The sequence below is a fragment of the Providencia sp. Je.9.19 genome (genome assembly GCF_051129765.1).
Classification (GTDB): domain Bacteria; phylum Pseudomonadota; class Gammaproteobacteria; order Enterobacterales; family Enterobacteriaceae; genus Providencia.
In genome coordinates, this window is sequence record NZ_JBCPSS010000001.1 from 1,547,450 (window position 1) to 1,572,093 (window position 24,644).

General features: G+C 41.7%; 23 protein-coding genes. 4 read left to right on the plus strand and 19 right to left on the minus strand.

Going from position 1 to position 24,644, the window contains the following annotated elements:
- The first annotated feature begins 38 nt into the window (after positions 1-38).
- From coaE to yacG, 3 genes are read left to right on the plus strand one after another with little or no spacing between them, the layout of a single operon-like run.
- Entirely contained in the window at positions 39-644 is a 606-nt protein-coding gene (gene coaE / locus AAZR93_RS07095) for a dephospho-CoA kinase (RefSeq protein ID WP_434719361.1), read from the plus strand.
- Between the two features lie 8 nt (positions 645-652).
- The gene (zapD, locus tag AAZR93_RS07100; protein ID WP_434719362.1) at positions 653-1,411 is read left to right on the plus strand and encodes a cell division protein ZapD; all 759 of its coding nucleotides are present in this window, start codon (positions 653-655) and stop codon (positions 1,409-1,411) included.
- A gap of 32 nt (positions 1,412-1,443) precedes the next feature.
- Positions 1,444-1,647: a DNA gyrase inhibitor YacG gene (gene yacG / locus AAZR93_RS07105; protein ID WP_294102718.1), complete on the plus strand. Its 204-nt coding sequence runs from the start codon at positions 1,444-1,446 to the stop codon at positions 1,645-1,647.
- Positions 1,648-1,752: 105 nt separating this feature from the next.
- Here yacG and mutT read toward each other — a convergent pair whose 3' ends face one another.
- From mutT to secM, 3 genes are all read right to left on the minus strand, one after another.
- Complete coding sequence (mutT, locus tag AAZR93_RS07110; RefSeq protein ID WP_434719363.1) at positions 1,753-2,145, minus strand: 8-oxo-dGTP diphosphatase MutT; 393 nt, start codon at positions 2,143-2,145, stop codon at positions 1,753-1,755.
- Between the two features lie 98 nt (positions 2,146-2,243).
- Positions 2,244-4,955, minus strand: a complete 2,712-nt coding sequence (gene secA / locus AAZR93_RS07115; protein ID WP_434719364.1) for a preprotein translocase subunit SecA — start codon at positions 4,953-4,955, stop codon at positions 2,244-2,246.
- 94 nt (positions 4,956-5,049) lie between these two features.
- A complete protein-coding gene (gene secM, locus AAZR93_RS07120; RefSeq protein WP_294102711.1) occupies positions 5,050-5,577 on the minus strand; it encodes a secA translation cis-regulator SecM in 528 nt (175 codons plus the stop codon).
- Positions 5,578-5,661: 84 nt separating this feature from the next.
- On the opposite strand from secM, the gene AAZR93_RS07125 reads away from it, so the two are divergent.
- The gene (locus tag AAZR93_RS07125; RefSeq protein WP_294102704.1) at positions 5,662-6,195 is read left to right on the plus strand and encodes a DUF721 domain-containing protein; all 534 of its coding nucleotides are present in this window, start codon (positions 5,662-5,664) and stop codon (positions 6,193-6,195) included.
- A gap of 42 nt (positions 6,196-6,237) precedes the next feature.
- Here the strand turns inward: AAZR93_RS07125 and lpxC are convergent, their stop codons facing one another.
- The 16 genes from lpxC to mraZ form a co-directional block, all read right to left on the minus strand.
- The gene (gene lpxC, locus AAZR93_RS07130) at positions 6,238-7,155 is read right to left on the minus strand and encodes a UDP-3-O-acyl-N-acetylglucosamine deacetylase (RefSeq protein ID WP_294102701.1); all 918 of its coding nucleotides are present in this window, start codon (positions 7,153-7,155) and stop codon (positions 6,238-6,240) included.
- A gap of 100 nt (positions 7,156-7,255) precedes the next feature.
- Positions 7,256-8,413, minus strand: coding sequence for a cell division protein FtsZ (ftsZ, locus tag AAZR93_RS07135; RefSeq protein ID WP_042845111.1), 1,158 nt, complete (start codon positions 8,411-8,413; stop codon positions 7,256-7,258).
- Between the two features lie 56 nt (positions 8,414-8,469).
- Complete coding sequence (gene ftsA, locus AAZR93_RS07140) at positions 8,470-9,726, minus strand: cell division protein FtsA (RefSeq protein WP_294102643.1); 1,257 nt, start codon at positions 9,724-9,726, stop codon at positions 8,470-8,472.
- 36 nt (positions 9,727-9,762) lie between these two features.
- Positions 9,763-10,575 (minus strand): cell division protein FtsQ, encoded by an 813-nt coding sequence (gene ftsQ / locus AAZR93_RS07145; protein ID WP_294102641.1) that lies wholly within the window; start codon positions 10,573-10,575, stop codon positions 9,763-9,765.
- A gap of 1 nt (position 10,576) precedes the next feature.
- On the minus strand, positions 10,577-11,497 hold the full coding sequence (locus AAZR93_RS07150; RefSeq protein ID WP_434719365.1) for a D-alanine--D-alanine ligase: 921 nt from the start codon (positions 11,495-11,497) through the stop codon (positions 10,577-10,579).
- Positions 11,498-11,499: 2 nt separating this feature from the next.
- Positions 11,500-12,918, minus strand: coding sequence for a UDP-N-acetylmuramate--L-alanine ligase (gene murC / locus AAZR93_RS07155; RefSeq protein WP_434719650.1), 1,419 nt, complete (start codon positions 12,916-12,918; stop codon positions 11,500-11,502).
- Positions 12,919-13,022: 104 nt separating this feature from the next.
- Positions 13,023-14,102 (minus strand): undecaprenyldiphospho-muramoylpentapeptide beta-N-acetylglucosaminyltransferase, encoded by a 1,080-nt coding sequence (gene murG / locus AAZR93_RS07160; RefSeq protein WP_434719366.1) that lies wholly within the window; start codon positions 14,100-14,102, stop codon positions 13,023-13,025.
- Positions 14,099-15,292, minus strand: coding sequence for a cell division protein FtsW (gene ftsW, locus AAZR93_RS07165; protein WP_434719367.1), 1,194 nt, complete (start codon positions 15,290-15,292; stop codon positions 14,099-14,101). Before ftsW ends, murG begins: the two co-directional genes overlap by 4 nt.
- Positions 15,292-16,632: a UDP-N-acetylmuramoyl-L-alanine--D-glutamate ligase gene (gene murD, locus AAZR93_RS07170; protein ID WP_294350915.1), complete on the minus strand. Its 1,341-nt coding sequence runs from the start codon at positions 16,630-16,632 to the stop codon at positions 15,292-15,294. Before murD ends, ftsW begins: the two co-directional genes overlap by 1 nt.
- A 1-nt stretch (position 16,633) precedes the next feature.
- Positions 16,634-17,716 carry a phospho-N-acetylmuramoyl-pentapeptide-transferase gene (mraY, locus tag AAZR93_RS07175; protein WP_294102627.1) on the minus strand — a complete coding sequence of 361 codons (1,083 nt, stop codon included), beginning with the start codon at positions 17,714-17,716 and terminating at the stop codon, positions 16,634-16,636.
- Complete coding sequence (gene murF, locus AAZR93_RS07180) at positions 17,710-19,074, minus strand: UDP-N-acetylmuramoyl-tripeptide--D-alanyl-D-alanine ligase (protein ID WP_434719368.1); 1,365 nt, start codon at positions 19,072-19,074, stop codon at positions 17,710-17,712. The genes mraY and murF overlap by 7 nt, the downstream gene beginning before the upstream one ends.
- Complete coding sequence (gene murE / locus AAZR93_RS07185; protein ID WP_434719369.1) at positions 19,071-20,558, minus strand: UDP-N-acetylmuramoyl-L-alanyl-D-glutamate--2,6-diaminopimelate ligase; 1,488 nt, start codon at positions 20,556-20,558, stop codon at positions 19,071-19,073. Before murE ends, murF begins: the two co-directional genes overlap by 4 nt.
- Positions 20,545-22,311 carry a peptidoglycan glycosyltransferase FtsI gene (gene ftsI, locus AAZR93_RS07190; protein ID WP_434719370.1) on the minus strand — a complete coding sequence of 589 codons (1,767 nt, stop codon included), beginning with the start codon at positions 22,309-22,311 and terminating at the stop codon, positions 20,545-20,547. Before ftsI ends, murE begins: the two co-directional genes overlap by 14 nt.
- Positions 22,312-22,324: 13 nt before the next feature.
- Positions 22,325-22,645 carry a cell division protein FtsL gene (gene ftsL / locus AAZR93_RS07195; RefSeq protein ID WP_294102617.1) on the minus strand — a complete coding sequence of 107 codons (321 nt, stop codon included), beginning with the start codon at positions 22,643-22,645 and terminating at the stop codon, positions 22,325-22,327.
- Positions 22,645-23,598 carry a 16S rRNA (cytosine(1402)-N(4))-methyltransferase RsmH gene (gene rsmH / locus AAZR93_RS07200; protein WP_294102616.1) on the minus strand — a complete coding sequence of 318 codons (954 nt, stop codon included), beginning with the start codon at positions 23,596-23,598 and terminating at the stop codon, positions 22,645-22,647. Before rsmH ends, ftsL begins: the two co-directional genes overlap by 1 nt.
- Positions 23,599-23,600: 2 nt before the next feature.
- Complete coding sequence (gene mraZ / locus AAZR93_RS07205) at positions 23,601-24,059, minus strand: division/cell wall cluster transcriptional repressor MraZ (protein WP_294102614.1); 459 nt, start codon at positions 24,057-24,059, stop codon at positions 23,601-23,603.
- Between the last annotated feature and the right edge of the window lie 585 nt (positions 24,060-24,644).

Sequence of the window (24,644 nt, forward strand, 5' to 3'; positions counted from 1 at the left end):
ATCTATTTTTATTAACAATATATAAATGAATAAATATTATGTCCTATATAGTCGCTTTAACAGGTGGTATTGGAAGTGGTAAAACAACCGTTGCAAATGAATTTGCGGCGCTTGGCGTGCCTGTTGTCGATGCTGATATCATTGCACGACAAGTTGTGGAACCCGGTACTCCAGCCTTAGATGCTATTGCATTGCATTTTGGAAAGGCAATCCTTAATGTTGACGGCTCCCTGAATAGAAACTATCTACGAGAAATTATTTTTTCTAATATTGAACAAAAGAAATGGTTAAATGCATTACTTCATCCACTAATTCAGAAAGAAACAAAAAAACAATTACAGCAAGTTAATTATCCATATGTCATATGGGTTGTTCCCTTACTAATAGAAAATAATATTTCTCACTTAGCAGATCGAGTACTTGTAGTTGATGTAACTGAAGAAGAGCAAATATTAAGAACTATTGAAAGAGATAACATTAGCCGTGAACAAGCTATTAATATATTAAATGCACAAGTCAGTAGAGAAAAGCGCTTATCTTATGCAGATGATATAGTTACAAATCATACAAATGATCCCAGCATTACCAATAAGGTTGCAGCACTTCACAAACAATATTTAACACAAGCAAAAACTAAAAAATAGGAATTTTAATGGGCGAACTAACTTCAACAAACTTCATCACCTATGAATATCCAATGAATGAAAAAATCCGCTCTTGGTTGCGCCTTGAAACCCTTTTAGCGCAAGTTTATGAACTTAGTCATATTACCTCCTATTCTTCAGGTATTGCTTTTTTTCGTGCTATTTCTGAATTAATTGAAATACTTGATAGAGGTGAAGTCCGCTCTGAGCTTGTAAAAGAACTCGAAAAACAACGATCTCGTTTATTAACTTGGGCTGAGTCACCAAATGCTGATAATCAATTAATTAACTCTTTACTTAACGAGCTATCGGAAAAAATCAGCCGATTAATGTCAGCATCTCGATCTGGGCATCAGCTAAGATCTGATAAAATCATCAGTATGGTTCGTCAACGCCTAAGTATTCCAGGGGGATGCTGTAGCTTCGATTTACCAACATTACAGCTATGGTTAAATATCCCTCAATCTCAAAGAGATAACACAATTAAAGGCTGGCTTGATAGCATTGAACCATTAAAAGACATATTGCAAACCATTCTAACCTTAATTCGCCAATCCGGAACTTTCGAAACTAAAGCATCACATAATGGATTTTATCAAGATAGCGTGGAAGGAAAAGAACTCCTTCGAATTAAGTTATCTGCAGAACATCTTATTTATCCTCAAATTTCAGGTCATAAAACACGTTTTGCTCTTCGTTTTCTCCACATCGATAGTGAGAATGGTATACTACCCGAAGTCATCACCTTTGAACTATCTTGCTGCTGATGAAAGCAAACATTTACGAGTGAAAAATTTTTATGAATGAATATATTGAAGTAAATTGTCCAACCTGCCAAAAAACAGTTGTTTGGAATGAAGATAGTCCCTTTCGTCCATTTTGCAGTAAACGCTGTCAATTAATTGATCTTGGAGAATGGGCAAGCGAAGAAAAATATATTGAAAGCCAAGGCGAGATATCAGACAGCGATAATTGGAGTGAACTACCAGAGAATAATGGTTAATTATCGACTTATCTTTAAATTTAAAGTGGGAAGCATAAATTGATACGATATGCTTTCCACTTACCAATATTTATTAAAACTTTTCAATATCATTGGTAGCTGAAATTATTGAGTCAGCATTTCCACAATAATGCGATTAGCAGGCGGAAATTCACTTGCAATCAAATCTTGCTGCTCTACCCAACGTGATTTTTGCCCTTCTTTTCCATAAGGCTCATTATGCCAGGCCGATACGATAAAAAAGTAAAGTGTTATAAACCTATCGTCTAGTTCATGCTCAACCCGGTGAAATAATTGGCTTTCTGTAACTATAATACCAACTTCTTCCTCAAGCTCCCTAACTAGTGCATCTTCAGGCTGTTCACCTTGCTCTAACTTTCCTCCGGGAAACTCCCAAAATCCGGCCATATGAGTACCTTCTGGGCGCTCAGTTATGAATATTTGCTGCTTTGTATTACGAATAATACCTGCAGCGATATGCAGATGTTTTTTTTCCATAATTTCTTCGTTAAAAAGGCGGGAAGTCCCGCCTTTCTTATTTTTTATAATTGATCGTTTTACGATTTAATCGTTCAACTTAATCAGTAGATTGAACATTAATTCAATCGGCCATGACACTGTTTATATTTCTTACCTGAACCGCAAGGACATGGATCATTACGACCTATTTTATGACCTTGTGTTGCAATCTTAGCTTCCGTTTCTGTCATTAAAGATTCAGCACTAGAATCATGACTTAGCTGTTGTTTTTTCGCTAAACGTTCAGCTTCTTCTCTGCGCTGTTGCTCTAATGCTTCAACTTCTTCAGGTAAGCGAACTTGAACTTTAGATAACGTACTTATCACTTCATATTTTAAAGTTTCAAGCATATTAGCAAACATGCTAAACGATTCGCGTTTGTACTCTTGCTTAGGATCTTTTTGCGCATAACCACGTAAATGGATACCTTGGCGCAGGTAGTCCATTGATGCTAAATGTTCTTTCCATAAGGTATCTAAAGTTTGTAGCATGATACCTTTTTCGAAATTACGCATAGCTTCAACGCCAACAATTTCTTCTTTACGTTGATAAATTTCAACTGCTTTTTCCATAATGCGCTCACGAAGTGTTTCTTCATGCAGCTCTGGCTCTTTATCAAGCCACTCTTTCATTGGTAAATCTAAATCGAAATCGTTAACAAGACGCTGATGCAATCCGTCGATATCCCACATTTCTTCTAACGATTGTGGTGGAATATAGGCATCCATTGTCGTAGTAAAGACATCTTCACGAATACTATCAACGGTTTCTTTAATATCACCGCCATCAAGTAATTCATTACGCTGTGAATAGATTGCACGACGCTGGTCACTCGCAACATCATCGTACTCAAGTAGCTGCTTACGAATATCAAAGTTACGGCTTTCAACTTTACGCTGAGCATTAGCAATTGCTTTGGTAACCCAAGGATGTTCAATCGCTTCCCCTGGTTTCATACCTAATTTTTTCATCATCCCAGTAACACGGTCTGATGCGAAAATACGCATTAATGCATCTTCCATTGAAAGATAGAAACGAGATGAACCCGCATCCCCTTGACGACCAGCACGACCACGTAGCTGGTTATCAATACGACGAGATTCATGGCGCTCTGTACCAATAATATGTAAACCACCCGATGCTAATACTGCATCATGGCGAATTTTCCATTGCGCTTTAATTTCATCAATTTGTTCTTGAGTCGGTTCTTCTAATGCGGCGACTTCTGTCTGCCAGCTACCGCCAAGCACGATATCGGTACCACGACCAGCCATGTTAGTTGCAATTGTTACCGCAGCAGATTGACCTGCGTTTGCAATAATTTCCGCTTCCATTGCGTGGAATTTTGCATTCAAAACGTTATGCGCAATTTTAGCTTTTTTCAGTGCATTAGAAATAAGCTCTGATTTTTCGATTGAAATTGTACCAACCAGAACCGGTTGACCATTAGCCGTTCTTTCACGAATATCTTCAATGATAGCCTCAAATTTATCTGCTTCGTTCATATAAACTAAGTCAGGTAAATCTTTACGTACCATAGGGCGGTTAGTTGGAATAACAATGGTATCAAGCTTATAGATTGAGCTAAACTCGAATGCTTCTGTATCAGCAGTACCTGTCATACCCGCTAATTTTTCATATAAACGGAAATAGTTCTGGAATGTTATCGAAGCCAGTGTTTGGTTTTCATTTTGAATTTCAACACCTTCTTTCGCTTCTACTGCTTGATGCAGACCATCAGACCAACGACGGCCTTCCATTGTACGACCTGTATGCTCATCGACAATAACAACTTGGCCATCTTTAACGATGTAGTCAACATCAAGGGTAAACAATGCATGAGCCCGCAGACCGGCCATAACATGATGCATTAACATAATGTTCGCAGGCGAATACAGTGACTCACCCTCAGTCATCAGGCCCTCTTGGGCCAATAACTCTTCAACCAATACTAAACCACGCTCTGTAATCGTAACTTGACGCGCTTTTTCATCAACAGAAAAGTGACCTTCACCGTGGAAAGTATCTGAATCTTCTTTCTCTTGGCGAATAAGCTTTGGTATTAATTTATCAACTTTTTGATACAGTTCAGAGCTATCTTCCGCAGGCCCTGAAATGATAAGTGGTGTACGCGCCTCATCGATTAAGATTGAGTCAACTTCATCCACCAATGCATAGTGTAGTTTGCGTTGAACGCGCTCTTCAGGACTGAATGCCATGTTGTCGCGTAAATAGTCAAAACCGAATTCGTTATTGGTACCGTAAGTAATGTCTTCTGCATAAGCTTGACGCTTAGCAGGAGGAGCCATACCTGATAAGTTAATACCAATAGTTAAACCGAGAAATTCAAATAATGGACGGTTATTTTCCGCATCTCGCTTAGCCAAATAGTCATTCACGGTTACTACGTGAACGCCCTTACCAGTCAATGCATTGAGGTAAGCGGGCAAAGTTGCCGTCAGCGTTTTACCTTCACCTGTACGCATTTCTGCGATACAGCGTTCATTCAAAACCATACCACCGATTAACTGAACATCGAAGTGACGCATACCAAAAACACGTCGGCTAGCTTCACGTACTGTTGCAAACGCCTCTGGAATAAGACTGTCTAAACTTTCATTTTTGCTTAAACGCTCACGAAACTCAGCCGTTTTTGCTTTTAATTCTTCGTCAGTGAGTTTTTCATATTCAGGCTCAAGGCGATTAATTTTTTCAACTTCTTTACGTAAACGACGCAGCGTACGATCGTTACGGCTACCAAAAACTTTCGTTAATAATTTTGTTAACATATTTTATATCTCAGGAAAATCAATTAGTTATTTAATAATAAATTTGAACGACGATATACCACACGAACAAGTGATGTAATCGCGTTAATAGTAACTAGGCAATAACAGGGCCAGCCCTGATGCCATGAACCTGAGCAATCCATATCGCGGGTTGATATGTAATAAAGAGAGGATAAACATAACTGCTTGTTTGAGCTACATTTTCATGCAATTGAAGTGAACGCTGCCCCAACATGGCATATAGCGTATCTAACATTAACTGAGGCGCAAGTAATGGTTCTTTTTGAGCTTCTTGTTTATTTGAATCGTCATCTTCTTGAGTGGAGAAAGCAAATGTAAGCTGTCTAATCACATTTCTGACTGCATGCTGCTGCCAGTAATTAACAGAATAAGAAGAAGATGAGGAAGAACGCTGGGAATTCTGTTGTGCAAATAGATTATCGAAAGCATTAACCGCTTGGCTTTGACGATTAACAGGCGAAGAGTTGATTTGAGTATGTTGTGATTCAGATAGCGCATTTAAAATCGTAGGCAAGCCGACACCTGTAGCCACCACACCAAGTAAAAGGTGGGACCAAAAGTATCTTCTTCCTAATTGTCGCCAAAAATTTAAAATACCCATCGAACTCTTATATAATTTATCTGTTACAGTAGCATGATTCGCACATAGATTTTAATCATCATCACTCGGAAGTCGGAGCTAACAATGAGAGATAGTCAACCACAAGCACTTTTTGATGTTCTCGAAGGCTCATTAGCGAAAACGTCGAGCCCCTTACAAATTATTCAGCAAAATGCAAAAGCCATTATCAAACTGAATCGCATTGTGGGTGATTTACTACCGACTGAACTTAAACCCATGTGCCGAGTTGCTAACTATCGTAATAATATTATGGTTATCGAAGTAGCTAATGCCAGTTGGATGACCCGACTTAATTACGAAAAAATAAATCTACTTTCTGCATTAAGAACTTCTATTCTACCATCTTTATCTTCAATCGACATCAGAATCAACCCAGATCTAATGCGAAAAACAAGGCAAAATAGCTCATTCAATAAGCAAACAGCACCATTTAAGCAAAAAAAGAATGAAAGAAAAATAAGTTTAGAGACCGCTGATCAGCTATTAAAACTGGCAAAAAGAAGCCCTAAGGGATTGAAAGAGAAATTTGAGCGGTTGGCTGCACTAGCCGGAGAGAGTACTAGTGCAGCCAACAGAGGAAAGACTAACTCTGATTAAATCATTTCAGAGATAGCAATAGCACTGCGGTATAAGCTTAATTTATGCGTATACAGCTGAAGGTGCTTTGAATGCCACTGGCAATTCAGCTTCATCTTCAAAAGTGACCAGATCCCAAGCCGATTCTTTTGCAAGAACAGCTTGTAGAAGTTTGTTATTCAATGCGTGACCTGATTTGAATGCAGTAAATGCACCAATAATATTATGGCCACACATAAATAGGTCACCAATTGCATCAAGCATTTTGTGGCGAACAAATTCATCTTCAAAACGTAAACCATCTTCATTGAGGACTTTATAGTCATCAACAACAATGGCGCAGTCAAAACTACCGCCTAAGCATAAGCCCTTCGATTGCAGATATTCGATATCACGCATAAAACCAAAAGTACGTGCACGGCTAATTTGATTAACAAATGATTCAGCTGAAAAATCAAGCGAATAACTTTGAGTACTGCTATCAATTGCCGGATGTTGGAAGTCGATAGTAAAATCAAGGCTAAAACCATTATAAGGTTTCATTTCTGCCCATTTATCGCCATCTTCAACACGTACAGTTTCTTTAATACGCAAAAATTTCTTTGCACAATTTAATTCTTCAATGCCACCATCAAGTAGCAAGAAAACAAAAGGTGCTGCACTGCCATCCATGATAGGGATTTCAGGCGCATTGACTTCAATAACAATGTTATCGATACCTAATCCAGCTAAAGCAGCATTCAAATGTTCAACAGTTGAGATACGCACGTTATCTTCATTGACTAAGCAAGTACATAACATGGTATCGCGAACTGATTTCGCATCTGCCGGAAAATCAACCGGTGGATTAAGGTCAGTACGACGGTAGATGACCCCGGTATTCGCCGGCGCTGGACGTAAAGTAAGCGTAACTTTCTTGCCGGTATGTAAACCAACACCAGTCGCATTAATAATACGTTTAAGTGTCCTTTGTTTGATCATCGTATATTTCTCGCAATGTTATAAGTCCTACTGATTATCATACAGGACAATCAGTAGGAAATTTTAGCACAAAAAGCGGAGAATCCAATATAATTAAAAATTAATCGGCTTGCTTACGCAAGAACGCAGGAATATCAAGATAATCCGGTTCTTTATTTGTTTGCGTATTTTGGTCATTGACCGCTTTAGCCGCTGGTTTCTCTTCTGTTAATGAAGACATGCTATTTTGCATTTGCTGATAGCGTTGCTCCATTGATGTTTGCTGAGACATTTTATTGCTTACTAAAGTAATTTCTGGACGTTTGTCCATGCCAATACCTGTAGCAACAACAGTCACACGCAGCTCTTCGTGCATTTCTGGGTCTAGAGAAGTACCAATTACAACCGTTGCATTATCAGATGCGAATGCACGAATAGTATTACCTACCGTTTCAAACTCATCCAAACGCAGGTCAAAACCAGCCGTAATGTTAACCAACACACCACGCGCACCAGACAAGTCGATATCTTCTAGCAGTGGGCTAGAAATTGCCATTTCAGCAGCTTCTTCAGCTCTATCTTCACCACGAGCGACACCGGAACCCATCATCGCATAGCCCATTTCTGACATAACAGTACGCACGTCAGCAAAGTCTACGTTCATTAAACCTGGGCGAGTAATTAGTTCTGCGATACCTTGAACTGCACCTTTAAGTACGTCATTTGCCGCACCGAAAGCATCAAGTAAAGAGATACCACGACCAAGTACTTTTAATAATTTATCATTAGGAATGGTGATCAATGAGTCAACATGCTTTGACAACTCAGTGATACCAGCCTCTGCAAATGCCATACGTTTTTTGCCTTCAAAATTGAATGGCTTTGTCACGACAGCAACAGTCAAAATACCTAATTCTTTGGCAACTTCAGCAACCACTGGCGCTGCACCAGTACCAGTACCACCACCCATACCAGCTGCGATGAATACCATATCGGCACCATCGAGGGCATTACGTAATGCTTCGCGGTCTTCTTCAGCAGCATTGCGGCCAACTTCAGGATTTGCGCCAGCGCCCAGACCTTTAGTAATACCCGTACCTATCTGGATGGTTTGCCCTACTGCTGTTTTGCGCAAGGCTTGTGCGTCAGTGTTCACAGCGAAGAATTCAACGCCTTCGATACGCTCACGCACCATGTGTTCTACGGCATTACCGCCGCCGCCACCAACACCGATGACTTTAATCACCGCATCATTGGTTAGCTCCATTGGTTCAAACATAATTTCTCTCCGTTTTGTGCTTACTTCGAAGCTAATAATATGCTTCTGAATAAAAATTAAAATTCTTTTCTCAACCAGCTCGTGATTTTACTAAACCAATTGCTAACTGAAGCACGTTTTTCCGTCTCGGTATCATCGCCAAGATGGCTTTCTTTGCCGTAATGTAGAAGCCCTACTGCTGTTGAGTAGTATGGCTCCTGCGCATAATCTGTTAATCCAGTTATATTAAGTGGAGCACCAATTCTGACTTGTGTATGGAAGACTTTCTGTGCACATTCGACTAATCCGTCGATTTGTGCCGCGCCGCCCGTCAAAACAATACCCGCTGCCAGATGGTGTTTGACACCTTGTTGGCGTAACTGTTCCTGTAAATTTAATATTTCTTCATTTACTAGATTTAATAACTCAGTATAACGCGGCTCAATAACTTCCGCTAAGGTTTGCCGCTGTAAGCTTCTTGGTGGACGTCCGCCCACACTCGGTACTTCAACGGTTTCATCTTTACTCACAATAGAGCCGACCGCACAACCATGACGAACCTTGATGGCCTCTGCGTCACTCGGTGGTGTACCAAAAGCATACGCGATGTCACTCGTTACCACATTACCTGCGTAAGGAATAACCTTAGTATGACGTAAAGCACCACCAGTATAAACAGCCATATCCATTGTGCCGCCACCAATATCGACAACACAAACACCTAATTCACGTTCATCTTCAGTTAAAACGGCGTAACTCGCGGCTAGACCTGCAAATATAAGCTGATCAACTTTTAAACCACAACGCTCTACCGCTTTAACAATATTCTTTGCCATATCATTATGACAGGTGATTAAATGGACTTTTGCTTGCATACGAACGCCGGACAGTCCAACCGGATTTTTAATGCCTTCTTGATAGTCAATCGCAAACTCTTGCGGGATCACATGCAAAATACGATGTTCATCGCGTACTCTAACTGATTTTGCGGTATGAACGACACTATCAACATCTTCTTGAGTGACTTCTTCTTCTGAAATTGGCACCATTCCAATTTCATTCTGGCAGCTAACATGTTTACCCGATAACCCTAGGTAGACAGAGGATATTTGGCAATCGGCCATTAATTCAGCCTGATCAATTGCTCTTTGCACGCATTTCACAACCGATTCAAGGTCGTTCACGCCGCCTTTATCCATGCCACGAGATGGGCAACTTCCCACCCCGATAATATTAACCATACCATCGGGCAGAATTTCGCCTACAAGGGCCGATACCTTGGAAGTTCCAATCTCAAGGCCTACCACTAATTTTCTGTCCGTTGCTTTTATCATTTGCTTCTGCCTAATTTGAGTTCTTAGCAATATTTATTATTGAAACCCCGGAGGGGCATCGACCAATAAAGGCGCCCACCCCACCGCAGCACCACTGGTATAACGAAGATCAACATAATCAACTCGTTTATCCGTTGTTTGCTGTAAAAGCGGATAAAGTTCAAGGAATCTATTTAACCGCTCTAATACTTCTTTTTTACCTAGCTCAATTCTTACGTCATTATCTAAGATTATCTGCCATGCATTTCGCGCTGTCATTGAAATCGATTTTAACTTCAAGTCGTGCTTCGCCAGAATATCTTTTAAAATGACATATTCTTTAAGTACTTCTTTCTGGCTTCCTTGAGGTCCATACAGTAAGACGTAATCGCCTTTACCATTTTCTGTTACGGGAAGGCTAAACACTCGCCCTTCCCCATCCACCATGTTTTGATCATTCCATCTGGCAAACGGCACATACTCAGCAATATGGATCTTTAATTCATCTGGCCACTGTTTTCGCACTGTAACTTGGCGTATCCATGGCATCATACTAATTTGGTTTTGAATGGCATTCACATCAACAGTCATAAAAGTACCTGGCTGCCCAAGGGATAAAATCGCCTTTCTGACATCATCGTTCTTTGTGTAGTGGCGCTCACCTGTCAACACTAACTTGGACATTGGTAGCCTATCCGCATCCTTCATCCAAGTCATCACGGTCCAACCACTCCAAACGATTGTACTCACAACCACTAAGAAAAAGAACAATCCACTCAAAAATGAACCATTACTTGGCCCCGAATAGGGGTCTTCATCATTCCCATTATTATGTTTATGATGCTTAACGTTTAACGCTGCCTGCGACATATTAGCGAGCCAATTCCAAAATACGCACAACTAACTGCGAAAAATTCAATCCCGCTTGATTAGCGGCCATTGGCACTAAGCTATGGCTAGTCATACCTGGCGAGGTATTCACTTCTAACAGGTAAAATTGACCATCACTATCTTGCATTACGTCAACTCGACCCCAACCACGGCAACCAACAATTTTATATGCATTTATTGCCAATTCTGACAATGCCGACTCCAATTGTGCATTTAAGCCACTTGGGCAAAAATACTGCGTTTCGTCAGAAAGATATTTTGCTTCATAGTCATAAAAAATACCCGGTGGTTGGATACGGATTGAAGGTAATGTTTCATCACCTAGCACTGCAACCGTATATTCAGGGCCACTAAGCCATTTTTCAATCAATAATGTTTCATCAAAACGAAACGCGAGCTCAAGGGCAGCAGGCAGAGCATCTAAGCTATCAACCTTGCTCATGCCAACACTCGAACCTTCTAAACTTGGTTTAACAATCAGTGGAAGACCCAAATGCATCGCTTGTTCTGCGATTTGCTGTTTGGTTTTTTCTGCATATTGCTGTTTTGTTAATGAAATATAAGGCGAAACACTCAGTCCGGCACCTTGCCACAACTGTTTAGTCCGCAGTTTATCCATACTCAAAGCCGATGCCATCACACCACTACCGGTATAAGGAAGTTCTAAAAACTCAAGCATGCCTTGGATTGTACCGTCTTCACCACCACGGCCATGTAGGGCAATGAAAACTTTATCAAATCCTGCTTCTTTTAACGTCACCACAGGGAAGTCTTTGGTATCAATAGGATACGCATCAATGCCTGCTTGGCGAAGACCAGCCAATACAGCACTTCCTGACTGAAGTGAAACTTCACGTTCAGCGGACGTTCCTCCTAATAGAACCGCAACTTTCTCTGTCATGCTTACTCCTCAACCATCGGTGGTTGTAATTTCGTATCTGCGAGGTTTTTCGCTATTTTACCAATATTTCCTGCGCCTTGAACTAAAATTAAATCGTTATCGTTAAGTGCTTTAGCCAAAATTTGGCTAACTTGTTCTGAATCAGCGATAAATATTGGATCTACCAGCCCACGACCACGAATTGTTCGACATAATGAACGGCTATCTGCTCCCGGCACATGCTTCTCACCAGCCGCATAAACTTCTAACATTAACAATACATCGACCTGACTCAGTACATGCGCAAAATCATCATATAAATCACGAGTACGCGTATAGCGATGTGGTTGAAATATCATCACAATACGTTTATCAGGCCATCCGGCTCTCGCCGCTTTTATTGTTGCGTCCACTTCTGTTGGGTGATGACCATAATCATCAACTAGCATCACCTCACCTTCTTTACCATTCACATGTCGAAGAGCGTAATTACCTAGGAAATCAAAACGACGCCCCGTTCCTTGGAACTCAACTAATGCAGTCAAAATATGAAGGTCATCAATCCCTTCTTCTGTTGCAACGGCGACCGCTGCTGTTGCATTAAGGGCATTGTGGCGACCCGGCGCATTAAGTACCACGGTCAATTCAGGCATACCTTCACGCGCTATCGTAAAGAATCCTTGATTTCCTTTTTGCTCATATTGCGTAATTCTTACATCTGCATCTTCGCTAAAACCATAAGTGGTGATATAACGACCGACTCGTGGCAATAACGAACGGATCACGGGATCATCAATACACATCACTGCGCGGCCATAAAATGGCAAGTTATGCAGAAAATTAATGAAGGTATCTGTCAGGTTATCAAAATTACCCTGATAGGTATCCATATGATCGGCTTCAATATTTGTAATAACCGCCACTAACGGTTGTAAATGCAAAAACGATGCATCACTTTCATCAGCTTCAGCAATTAAATAGCGGCTACTACCTAAACGTGCATGTGTGCCTGCTGATTTAACAAGTCCACCGTTAACAAAAGTTGGGTCTAACCCTGCTTGCGCATAAATGCCCGAAATCATAGCTGTTGTTGTCGTTTTACCGTGAGTTCCTGCAACCGCAATACCATGGCGGTAACGCATTAGTTCAGCTAACATTTCAGCACGACGTATAACAGGTATACGCAATTCATTTGCCGCTTTAATTTCTGGGTTTTCTGCAGAAATAGCGGTTGAAACAACCACAACACTCGCATTTTCAACATTTTCAGGGCGATGATTAAAATAAATTGTTGCGCCTAAATCCGTTAATTGCTGAGTGACTGCGTTTGGTGCCAAATCTGATCCACTAATTTCATAACCTTCATTAGCCAACACTTCAGCGATACCACCCATGCCAGCACCACCGATGCCAACAAAATGGATGTGCCTGACTCTTCTCATTTCTGGCACTGATGTTCTTAATTTCGCTAATTGTTGTGTATTCACTATATGTCTTCGCTTCTTATATAAATTCTGTATCGGTTTTAACTCATGATGGCTGCATTTTATTTAGCATTAGCCACTTCGCAAATCACAGCTGCTACACGCTCCGTCGCATCTGTAATGGCGCAGCTATACGCTTTTTCTGCCATCGATAATAATTCTGCTCTATCCCACTGTTCTAGTAAGCTAGCAACAGCTTCTGCCGTAAATTGTGGCTGCTCGATAATTTTTGCAGCACCAGCCTTTTCTAATGGCAAAGCATTCCAATATTGCTGACGGTCTTTATGCTGAAAAGGGACAAAAATCGCAGGTAAACCTGCTGCTGCAACTTCGCTAACCGTTAGGGCACCTGAACGACAGATAACAAGATCCGCCCATGCATAAGCTTGCGCCATATCGTCAATAAATTCAGTAACTTTATGTTCAGAATTGCCTGAAACTTGCAGATGTTCATTATACAACGCTTCAGTCGATTCCTTACTTCCTTTTCCAGCTTGATGCCATATATTTAACTGTTTGTTCGTTTTTTCGACAACTTTGGGCATAACTTGATTTAAAATACGCGCACCTTGGCTACCGCCGACAACCAAAATTCGCATAGCCCCTTCCCTACCAACAAATCGCGCTTGCGGGGCAGGTAAAGCTAATACATCATCACGTACCGGATTACCCACTATAGGCGCATTTGGAAATGCGCCCGGAAATGCCTGTAATACCCTTTTTGCAATTCTTGATAACCATTTATTGGTTAAGCCTGCAATACCATTTTGTTCATGCAATACAACCGGTACGCCACACTGCCATGCCGCAATGCCACCGGGACCTGAAACATACCCGCCCATACCCAATACTGCATCTGGCTGATAGCGCTCAATGATGGCTTTAGCTTGGCGAATAGCTTTATAAATACGCCAAGGAGCACCAATCATAGCTGCAATACCTTTGCCTCTTAAACCTGATATCTGAATAAACTCAATTTCAATTCCATGCTTAGGTACTAAGGTTGCTTCCATACGATCTGCTGTGCCCAACCAACGAATTTCCCAGCCTTGAGCCTGCAAATAATGTGCTACCGCTAGGCCAGGAAAAACATGTCCACCTGTTCCGCCAGCCATGACGAGTAATTTTTTTGCCTGACTCATTTGGTACTCCTTACAAAGGCCTGAGCTTTTTCTAAACGTGTTTCATAATCGATCCGCAGTAATACTGCTATCGCAGCCGACATGACTAATAAACTTGAACCACCGTAACTGATTAAAGGTAAAGTTAATCCTTTAGTTGGCAGCATGCCCGCAGCAGCACCAACATTAACCAACGCTTGGAAGGTAAACCAGATACCAATGGCACAAGCAAGGTATCCGCCAAATAATTGATTAGAAAGTAATGCACGTCGACCGATCATCATTGCTCTAAATGCCAACATGAAAACCATAATCAGAACAAGTACAACACCTATATAACCAAGCTCTTCAGCGAGTATTGAAAAAATAAAGTCCGTGTGCGCTTCGGGTAAATATTCTAGTTTTTGAACTGAATTACCTAAGCCTTGACCGAATAATTCCCCTCGACCAAATGCCATTAATGATTGGGTTAATTGATAACCACTCCCAAAGGGATCATCCCATGGATTCAAAAATGATGTCACACGACGCAAACGATACGGCTCAAACCAAATCAATGCGAGCACGCCGACAACACAAGCAGTAATACCAATAATAAAAGGAGCTAACCGAGCACCGGCTAAAAAAAGTAGTCCTAACGTCGTAACGACTAATACAATTGCGGTACCTAAATCAGGTTGTAACAACAATAAAAATGCCATTGCTATCAAAATACACATGGGTTTTACAAACCCAAGGAAACGTGTGCGTACTTCTTCTGATTTACGGACTAAGTAACTAGAAACATAACAAAAGAGCGCAAACTTTGAAATTTCAGCAGGCTGGATCTTAACAATACCAATATCAATCCAACGCGAGGCACCATTAACTGAACTTCCCGCAACTAATACCACACCTAACATTGCTAATGAGAGCATCAATAAAATGTAATTATACTTTTCCCACATCGCCATCGAAATTCGCATCACACCTAAAGCCAGTATGAAGGCTACCACAAGGTACATGATGTCGCGTTTAGCAAAGTAAAAAGGATCATTAGTCAGTCGCTGGCCAACAGGCATCGATGCCGAGGTTACCATAATGAAACCAACTGTCGCCAAACCAAATGCTAACCATACCAAAGTACGATCGTAGAGTGTCGTACCTGAAATCACACCAAGCTTTTCGCCAATGACCCAACCTTTTAAGCGCGCTGCACCGGGTATCATCATTAACCTAACTCCTTGGCTAACTGAGCAAATATATCGCCACGCTGCTCAAAGCTTTTGAACTGATCCAAACTTGCACAAGCCGGCGACAACAACACCATATCGCCATTCTTCAAACTTGGGGCTAATTGACGCAAGCTTTGTTCCATAGTGTCAGTTAATACTGATTTTTCAGGTGCTAATTGCGCTAATGCTTTACCATCTCGGCCAAAACAATAAAGGCGGTAATTATCCGCAGATATATAATTTTTCAATGATGAGAAATCAGCAGACTTCCCATCACCGCCTAGCAATAAATAAATAGTGCCATCAACATGCAAACCGTTTAGTGCCGCTTCGGTGCTACCTACATTTGTTGCTTTAGAGTCGTTTATCCAACGAACGCCTTTATTAAATAAGACTAATTGAAAACGATGAACTAAACCTGCATATGTTTTGAGCACTTGAATACTTGCGCTACGCGCTATACCCGCAGTATCCGCGAGCGCAAGCGCGGCCAATGCATTCAGATAATTATGTTGCCCTGTCATGTGCATTTGCGCTACATCCAACACGGCTTCCCCTTTAGCGACTAAAACTCGCTTTTGGGTATCAAAGAAATAATCACCACTATTGAGACCAAAACTAATACATTCATTCACGGAATAGTTTTGCGGTAATGTTAGCGGGTCTTGTGCATTCACAATGCAGTTCAGTGCATTATGATAAATTTTTAATTTAGCTTCACGATACTGTTGCAGACCTAATGGATATCTATCCATATGATCTTCACTGATATTAAGTACCGTTGCTGCAATCGCTTTTAAGCTTGAAGTCGTTTCGAGTTGAAAACTTGATAACTCTAAAACATATAATTCATGACCTGAATTCAGTAATGATAGGGCTGGAATACCTATATTGCCGCCGACACCAACAGAAATACCGGCAGCTTTTGCCATTTCGCCAACGAGAGATGTCACTGTGCTTTTACCATTTGACCCAGTAATAGCAATAATAGGCGCATCTGCCTCACGACAAAACAATTCGATGTCACCAACAATTTCAATACCCTGACTAGCGGCTTGCTGTAATTGTTTGGTTGCCAACGCAATACCTGGGCTTGCCACAATTAAATCAGCTTCTTGCAGCCATTCATCATTTAAGCTACCGCAATGACATTCAACATTTTCAGGGAGTTTATCTACACCAGGTGGAACAGCGCGAGTATCCATAACGCGAGGCACGACACCTCGAGTAAGAAAAAAGTGAACACAAGATAGGCCTGTTAATCCTAAGCCTATAATGATGACTTTTTTACCCAGATATTTTTCATCTGGCTGTTTACTTCCCTGATAAATGCTCATGTTAACGCACCTTCAATGTTGCCAGTCCAATAAGGACCAACATTAAAGAGATGATCCAGAAACGTACAATGACGCGTGGTTCTGGCCAGCCTTTCAATTCATAGTGATGGTGAATTGGTGCCATACGAAATATTCTTTGCCCACGTAATTTGAATGAGCCAACTTGCAAAATCACCGACAATGTTTCGACAACAAATACACCGCCCATGATAACTAATAAGAATTCTTGGCGCAGTAATACGGCAATCGTTCCAAGTGCGCCACCTAATGCTAACGAGCCCACATCGCCCATAAAAACTTGCGCTGGATAAGTGTTGAACCATAAAAACCCAAGCCCCGCCCCCACAATAGCGGTACAGACAATAACTAGCTCACCCGCATGTGGTATGAATGGGATATGCAAATAACTAGCAAAGTTGACGTTACCTGTTGCCCAAGCCACCAATGCAAAACCAGCAGCGACAAATACGGTTGGCATGATAGCAAGGCCATCTAAGCCATCAGTGAGGTTAACCGCATTACTGGTTCCAACGATCACGAAATAAGCCAGTAAAATATAAAGCATGCCTAACTGCGGCATGACATCTTTGAAGAAAGGCACGACTAGCTGGGTAGCAGGAGTATCTTTACCGATAGCATACATAGTGAACGCGATGACTAAAGCGATAACTGACTGCCAAAAATATTTCCAACGAGCGATTAATCCACGAGTATCTTTTCTGACGACTTTACGATAATCATCGATAAACCCGACTACGCCATATCCAATTAGGACAAAAAGAACGCACCAAACATAAGGGTTATCTAAACGCGCCCAAAGTAAGGTGGAAACTGTGATAGAAAATAGGATGAGCAAGCCCCCCATAGTCGGGGTTCCGCGTTTACTGAAGTGAGACTCAGGACCTTCACTGCGCACAACTTGACCGATTTGCATTTTTTGCAAGTAAGCAATCAGGTGTGGCCCCATCCATAATGCGATAGCGAGTGCTGTCAGCAAACCGACAATGGCTCTGAACGTCAAATAAGAAAAGACGTTCAGGACAGAAAACTTATGTACCAATATCTCGGCAAGCCAGACTAACATTTGAAGCACTCCTTCAATGCATTCACAACATCTTCCATCGCGGAGCTGCGTGAACCTTTCACTAAAATAGAAACAACATCATTTCCCTGCACTAGAGGAATGAGTCGAGTTAATAACGCGTCTTTAAGAGCGAAGTGCTCACCACACTCACTAAATTGACTGATAATTTCACTGAGTTCACCCACACTCAGCACTTTATCTAATCCAGCTTGTTTAGCCGCTAAGCCAACACGCTGATGGCATGCATGAGCGTAATCACCTAACTCTCCCATATCACCAACGACCAATACACGATAGCCCGGCATTTTAGCCAATACATTAACCGCTGCAATCATTGAGCCATCGTTAGCATTGTAAGTGTCATCTAAGACCACTTTATTTTCACTTAACCGTACTGGATACAAGCGTCCGGGCACTGCTTGCGTCTGCGCGATACCACTTTGGATATCAGTCAGTGTGGCACCCACAGAAATAGCCAGTGCACTTGCCGCTAAAACATTGGCAATATTATGTACACCCGGGAGTGGCAAGGTAATTTCAACCCGCCCAACAGGGGTATGCAGAGTAAAATCTGTCGTGAGTTGTTTGATTTGAATATTAGATGGGTAGAAATCCGCTTTAGCTTGCGCTGTCAGTGAGTAATACCAAACCGTCTGACGTGGTTGGAATTGCCATAATTCACTGTAGCTATCAAGGTTAACAATCGCCGTACCTTCATCTGGCAATCCTTTATATATCTCGCCTTTAGCTCTCGCTACACCTTCTGGAGAACCAAAGCCTGCCAGATGTGCTCCGAATAAATTATTGACCAATGCAGTTTCTGGTTTAACGATATTTGTCGTGTACGCAATTTCATTTGGATGATTAGCGCCCATTTCAATCACTGCATAATCGAACTCATCAGTTAATCTAAATAGCGTTAATGGCACACCTATATCATTGTTCAGATTTCCCGAGGTATACAGGGTATTTCCGCGTTCAGACAAAATTGACGCGGTCATTTCTTTGACCGATGTTTTACCAGAAGAACCGGTTAAACCAACAATTTTTGCTTTACTTGCTTGGCGAACCCAAGCGGCTAACTGCCCCATGGCAATTCGCGTATCTTCAACAACCACTTGAGGGCAATCTACCGCTAAAAGCCTTTCAACTAATAATGCTTTTGCGCCAGCAAGGACAACTTGTTCAGCGAAATCATGTGCATCAAAACGTTCGCCTTTTAACGCAATAAATAAGCAATCTTGCCCAATATTACGGCTATCCGTACTGACATTATGAAGCTGCAATTCATTATTAGCCGCTTTTTCAATACGCCCCTGAGTCACTTGCGCTAGCTGGGTTAATGTAATTGGGATCATGCGATTACCCCCAATAACCTTGCCACCGTTAAGCGATCTGAATAATCTAACTTACGATGACCAATAATTTGATAGTCTTCATGACCTTTACCCGCGATGAGGATCACGTCATCAGGTGCCGCTTGTAAGATTGTGCTTGTAACCGCTTCAGGGCGACCCGGTATCGCTAATACGCGACTTGAGTCCAGAATACCCGCCATGATGTCATTAATAATGTCTAATGGATCTTCACTGCGAGGGTTGTCATCCGTGATGATAACTTTATCAGCCCACTCTTCTGCGGCTGCGCCCATCAATGGACGTTTGCCTTTATCTCTATCACCACCGCAACCAAATACACACCATAATTGGCCTGTACAATGTAAACGTGCGGCTGCAAGGGCTTTTTCCAATGCATCTGGTGTATGAGCATAATCAACCACAACGGTAGGCTTGCCTTGCGCATTAAACACTTCCATGCGCCCACAAACAGGCTCAAGGGACGATGTCGCTGCAAGTAATTGTTCCAATGGATAATCCATCATTAACAATGTCGCCATTGCTAAAAGTAAATTACTGACATTGAATGCTCCCATTAAAGGGCTTTCAAATGAACCATTTCCCCATGAAGAATCAAAGTGAATAGTCGCGCCTTTATCGTGGTATTCAACATCAGTTGCTTGTAACCAAGGCCCTTGCCAATGGCTTGGAAGGCGATTTTCCATTGAAACTGCACAAGCTTGTGGTAAACGTTGTAACCATTTCAATCCAACGGCATCATCTGCATTTATAATTTGAGTTTTTGCATTGTGCGTTGAAAATAAAAGCCACTTAGCGGCTTCATAGTTCTCCATGTCACCATGGTAATCAAGGTGATCACGGCTTAGATTGGTAAATACGGCAGCATCAAATGACAGTGCAGCAACACGACCTTGCACTAAACCATGGGAAGAAACTTCCATTGCCGTCAAGGTCGCTTTTTTGTTCAGTAGTTGAGTTAACTCAAGTTGAATATCGACCGCTGAACCCGTGGTATTCTCACTTGGCGACACTTGTCCTAATAGCCCATTACCCACAGTTCCCATCACCGCGCTGACTTCGCTTAGACCTTTCGCCCATTGAGCAATCAGCTGCGTTGTGGTTGTTTTGCCATTAGTTCCCGTCACACCGATTAATTTCATTTGTGCAGAAGGATGATGATAAAATTCGCCAGCTAAAGCCGATAAACGATTATTCAAATCATTCAAATAAATAACGGGTACACCGTGGCTGAAACGTATTTCACCTTCTGACGCTTCACCCTGCGCTTCAGCGATGACAGCAGAAACACCCTGAGCAATCGCTTGAGGGATATAATGTCTGCCATCTGACTCATGGCCCTTTATTGCAATAAACAGATCACCCGCGGCAGCCTTTCGACTGTCTAGCGTCATCTCACGCAGTGAGATATTTTCCGTGCTCACACCAAAAGGTGAGAGAAGCTCACAAAGATTACGATCTGCCACTTTTAACCTCTTTTTGACTGTTCACTATTTCGTTTTTGTCACCTGACGGTAATGCATCTGGTTCAATATTCGTGAGCCTTAAAACACCGCCCATAATGGCTCCAAATACCGGTGCAGATACCGCACCACCATAATATTTCCCTGCACTTGGCTCATTGATAAGTACCACAAGTGCATAGCGAGGATTGCTTGCAGGGGCAACACCTGCGGCATATGCGATATATTTATCAATATAACGGCCTTCAGGTCCGACTTTTTTCGCGGTCCCTGTTTTAATTGCAATCCGATAGCCTTTAATTGCTGCACGTGTTCCCCCGCCTCCCGGTAGAGCAACACTTTCCATCATATGAACAACGGTTCGCATTATCGGTTCAGGAAAAACACGCGTTCCAGCAACAGGCGGGTCAACTTTAGTAATTGACAGTGGACGATAGATACCGAAACTGCCAATCGTTGCATAGGCACGCGCTAATTGTAATGGTGTTACCATTTGCCCGTACCCGAAAGAAAAGGTGGCCCTTTCTAAATCAGACCACCGTGTTTTTTTACTTGGAAAGATACCACTACTTTCCCCGACTAACCCCAGATTGGTCGGTTTGCCAAACCCAAAGCGGCCATACACATCCACCAACTCTGTAGCAGGCATCGCTAACGCCAGTTTAGAAACACCAACGTTACTCGATTTCTGTAAAATACCGGTAATAGATAGCTCTGCATAACGTGCAACGTCTTTAATTTCATGACCGCTGATACGATATGGATAGGTATTTAATACGGTATTCTCTGTCACTATCTTATTGTGTAACGCACTCATCACCACCATCGGTTTTACTGTCGAACCAGGTTCAAAAATATCGGTAATTGCGCGGTTACGCATGAACTCCATCGGCGTGCCAGCAAGATTATTTGGATTATATGACGGGCTATTGGCTATCGCTAAAATCTCTCCCGTATGCACATCAACTAAGATGGCCACGCCTGACTCAGCTTTATTTTCCTGAACACCGCGAGTGAGCTCTCGGTATACAATTGATTGAATTCTTTCATCAATGCTCAATGTAAGATTATGCGCCGCTTGGCTATCGACGGAAGAAACTGTTTCAATCACTCGTCCGTTGCGGTCTTTACGCACAATACGCTCACCCGGCAATCCTTTTAACCAACGATCAAAGCTTTTTTCAACCCCTTCAATACCTTCCCCATCAATATTAGTCACACCGAGTAAGTGGGCAGTCACGGGACCTGATGGGTAATAACGACGCGATTCTTTACGTAAATAAATACCCGGTATTTTTAGCTTGCGAACGTAGTCACCGATCGTTGGATTAACCTGACGAGCGATATAAATAAAGCGACCTCTTGGGTTCGCGGATATTTTGGTGGTAATTTGTTCTAATGGAATATCAAGTGCTTCAGCAAGCGCTTTCCAGTGTTCATCGTGGCTAATGCCGCCTTTTTCAAAAATTTCTTTTGGATCAGCCCAAATTGCATTAACCGGTACGCTCACCGCTAATTGACGACCTTCCCTATCGCTTATCATGCCACGAGCGGTTGCCACTTCTTGTACGCGTAAGGAGCGCATATCCCCTTCTTTAACTAATTTTTCAGGGGCGATAATTTGTAAGTAAGCTACTCGGGTCAGTAGACCGACTAAAGCTAAGACAATGCATCCGCACAGCAAAACAAAGCGCCAGCGAACAAAGCTGGTGGTTTCTTCTTGTTTCTTGTTTTTAGCTGTTTTAGGTGCTTTCATTAGGACCCTTTTATTATTGTTTCGAAACAATAATATTTTCTTGAGATGGTTCAACATGAACCATCTGTAATTTTTCAACTGATAAACGCTCTACACGGCTATGATTCGCTAGCGCATTCTCTTCCAAAATCAAGTTTCGCCACTCTATATCTAACGAATCTTTTTCTTCGTATAACTTGTCTTTTGCCGCCGTCAATAAGCGCGTTTCATGGGCTGTCGTCACCACAAATACCGCGCTTATTGTGATTGCGGTAAGCAAAAGTAATGGAATAATGCCGTAACGAAATAAATCACGCCCAATCACTTTTGCCAGACTGTGTCTTTCAGGAGTCATTATTCTACTGCTCTTGCGGCAAAGCGTAGAACAGAGCTACGAGCGCGTGGATTTTCTTCAATTTCACGCTCTGATGGCTTCATTTTGCCAAGGTCACGCAATTTTGCCGCGCCAAGTAGTTTAATTTGCGCTTCAGTCAATGGAATACCCGCTGGCACACTGGGCCCTTTACTGTTTTGACGAATAAATCTTTTCACTAATCTATCTTCCAAAGAGTGAAAACTGATCACCGACAAACGCCCCTCAGGTGCTAAGACTGACATCGCCCCATTAAGTGCTTTTTCTATCTCTTCCAATTCGCTATTAATGTAAATTCGAATAGCTTGGAAACTTCGAGTTGCAGGATGCTTATGTCTATCTTTCACTGGGCTCACTTTCGCAATAAGTTCCGCAAGGTGGCGCGTGCGCGTTAATGGCTCAGCTTCAGCATCATGATTACGTTCGACAATTGCACGAGCAATACGTCTTGCAAATCGCTCTTCACCAAACGTTTTTAACACCCAAGCAATATCATCGGCTTCTGCTGTCATCAGCCATTGCTGGGCTGATTGACCTTTCGTCGGGTCCATACGCATATCTAATGGACCATCACGCATGAATGAAAATCCTCTTTCTGGATCATCTAATTGCGGTGAAGACACGCCTAAATCCAGTAAAACTCCATCAATTTTGCCAACCAAGCCTTCTTCTTCAACATAGTTAGCGATATCAGAAAATGGGCCATGCTTAATCATAAAACGAGGGTCATCAATAGCCTGAGCAGCTTTAATCGCTTCAGGATCGCGGTCTATTGCGATAAGTTTTCCATGCTCATTTAATTGGCTTAAAATAAGGCGAGAGTGACCGCCGCGTCCAAATGTGCCATCTATATAGATACCATTTGGTTTAATATTCAGACCGTTAACTGCTTCATCGAGCAGAACTGTTACATGTTTAAATTGTGGCTGTGTCATTATTAAAGTGATAAATCCTGTAAACGGGCTGATAGTGGCTCTTCCGTAAGACGCTCAGCGGCAATGTCATTTTCCACCTGCTGATACCACATTTGTTCATCCCAAAGTTCAAACTTATTGATTTGGCCTACCAGCATGACCTCTTTTGTTAGCCCTGCATGTTGACGCAGTGTGTTAGCTAGCAAAAGACGTCCGGCGTTATCTATCTGACATTCACTGGCGTGACCAAGTAAGAGGCGCTGTACTCGTCGTTCTGCTGGATTCATTGTTGAGAGCTTTGATAGTTTTTCTTCAATGATTTCCCACTCAGGTAAGGTGTATAGCAATAGGCATGGCTGGTGAAGGTCAATGGTGCATACCATTTGCCCTTTCGATTCCTCGCTCAGCATTCCTCGATAACGAGTCGGCACGGTTAGTCGCCCTTTACTGTCGAGATTAACCAGTGTAGCCCCACGAAACATACCCGATTTTACCCCTTAATTTCCTAGCTACCCACTTTACCCCACAATTCACCACTTATAAAGTTTACGAAGTGTATGAAAACGTTGTCAAGCCAGACGCTCTCAGCTTTAGCTTTATTTACAGAACAATTTTGAAAAGATAAAATCGGGTAATATTCAATTAGAACGTAAAATAAGAAATAACAAGTTGATATAATTAACTTATTTATTAAGTGCCATTAAAATTACTCCAAATATATTTAAACGCTCAAAAAACACACAAACCAGCCTAAATGTCATATAAGTCTCATTTTTAATTCGCTTATTTCATCGGGGTCCTGAACATTTAACGTATCAACTAACTACACTTAATTAACTATAATAATCAAAAACACCACACAGAAAAATAAACTCAATAAATTTCAATTGATTAACTAACTGTTTTAATAGACAGTATTATATGGATTATTAGTTATCTATTTTATTTTTCACGTAAGTCAAATAAACTTAAATTAAATTTATTTATTCATTTAGTTTCGTTTAAAAAATTACAGATAAACATATTAAGATAAATCCTAAAGTTAAATATTTACCTATTTTTAGCAT

Excerpts from the sequence above, each read along its gene's own strand:
- coaE (WP_434719361.1), top strand. The coding sequence starts at position 39 with ATGTCCTATATAGTCGCTTTAACAGGTGGTATTGGAAGTGGTAAAACA.
- zapD (WP_434719362.1), top strand. The coding sequence starts at position 653 with ATGGGCGAACTAACTTCAACAAACTTCATCACCTATGAATATCCAATG.
- yacG (WP_294102718.1), top strand. The coding sequence starts at position 1,444 with ATGAATGAATATATTGAAGTAAATTGTCCAACCTGCCAAAAAACAGTT.
- mutT (WP_434719363.1), bottom strand. The coding sequence starts at position 2,145 with ATGGAAAAAAAACATCTGCATATCGCTGCAGGTATTATTCGTAATACA.
- secA (WP_434719364.1), bottom strand. The coding sequence starts at position 4,955 with ATGTTAACAAAATTATTAACGAAAGTTTTTGGTAGCCGTAACGATCGT.
- secM (WP_294102711.1), bottom strand. The coding sequence starts at position 5,577 with ATGGGTATTTTAAATTTTTGGCGACAATTAGGAAGAAGATACTTTTGG.
- AAZR93_RS07125 (WP_294102704.1), top strand. The coding sequence starts at position 5,662 with ATGAGAGATAGTCAACCACAAGCACTTTTTGATGTTCTCGAAGGCTCA.
- lpxC (WP_294102701.1), bottom strand. The coding sequence starts at position 7,155 with ATGATCAAACAAAGGACACTTAAACGTATTATTAATGCGACTGGTGTT.
- ftsZ (WP_042845111.1), bottom strand. The coding sequence starts at position 8,413 with ATGTTTGAACCAATGGAGCTAACCAATGATGCGGTGATTAAAGTCATC.
- ftsA (WP_294102643.1), bottom strand. The coding sequence starts at position 9,726 with ATGATAAAAGCAACGGACAGAAAATTAGTGGTAGGCCTTGAGATTGGA.
- ftsQ (WP_294102641.1), bottom strand. The coding sequence starts at position 10,575 with ATGTCGCAGGCAGCGTTAAACGTTAAGCATCATAAACATAATAATGGG.
- AAZR93_RS07150 (WP_434719365.1), bottom strand. The coding sequence starts at position 11,497 with ATGACAGAGAAAGTTGCGGTTCTATTAGGAGGAACGTCCGCTGAACGT.
- murC (WP_434719650.1), bottom strand. The coding sequence starts at position 12,918 with ATGAGAAGAGTCAGGCACATCCATTTTGTTGGCATCGGTGGTGCTGGC.
- murG (WP_434719366.1), bottom strand. The coding sequence starts at position 14,102 with ATGAGTCAGGCAAAAAAATTACTCGTCATGGCTGGCGGAACAGGTGGA.
- ftsW (WP_434719367.1), bottom strand. The coding sequence starts at position 15,292 with ATGATGATACCCGGTGCAGCGCGCTTAAAAGGTTGGGTCATTGGCGAA.
- murD (WP_294350915.1), bottom strand. The coding sequence starts at position 16,632 with ATGAGCATTTATCAGGGAAGTAAACAGCCAGATGAAAAATATCTGGGT.
- mraY (WP_294102627.1), bottom strand. The coding sequence starts at position 17,716 with ATGTTAGTCTGGCTTGCCGAGATATTGGTACATAAGTTTTCTGTCCTG.
- murF (WP_434719368.1), bottom strand. The coding sequence starts at position 19,074 with ATGATCCCAATTACATTAACCCAGCTAGCGCAAGTGACTCAGGGGCGT.
- ftsI (WP_434719370.1), bottom strand. The coding sequence starts at position 22,311 with ATGAAAGCACCTAAAACAGCTAAAAACAAGAAACAAGAAGAAACCACC.
- ftsL (WP_294102617.1), bottom strand. The coding sequence starts at position 22,645 with ATGACTCCTGAAAGACACAGTCTGGCAAAAGTGATTGGGCGTGATTTA.
- rsmH (WP_294102616.1), bottom strand. The coding sequence starts at position 23,598 with ATGACACAGCCACAATTTAAACATGTAACAGTTCTGCTCGATGAAGCA.
- mraZ (WP_294102614.1), bottom strand. The coding sequence starts at position 24,059 with ATGTTTCGTGGGGCTACACTGGTTAATCTCGACAGTAAAGGGCGACTA.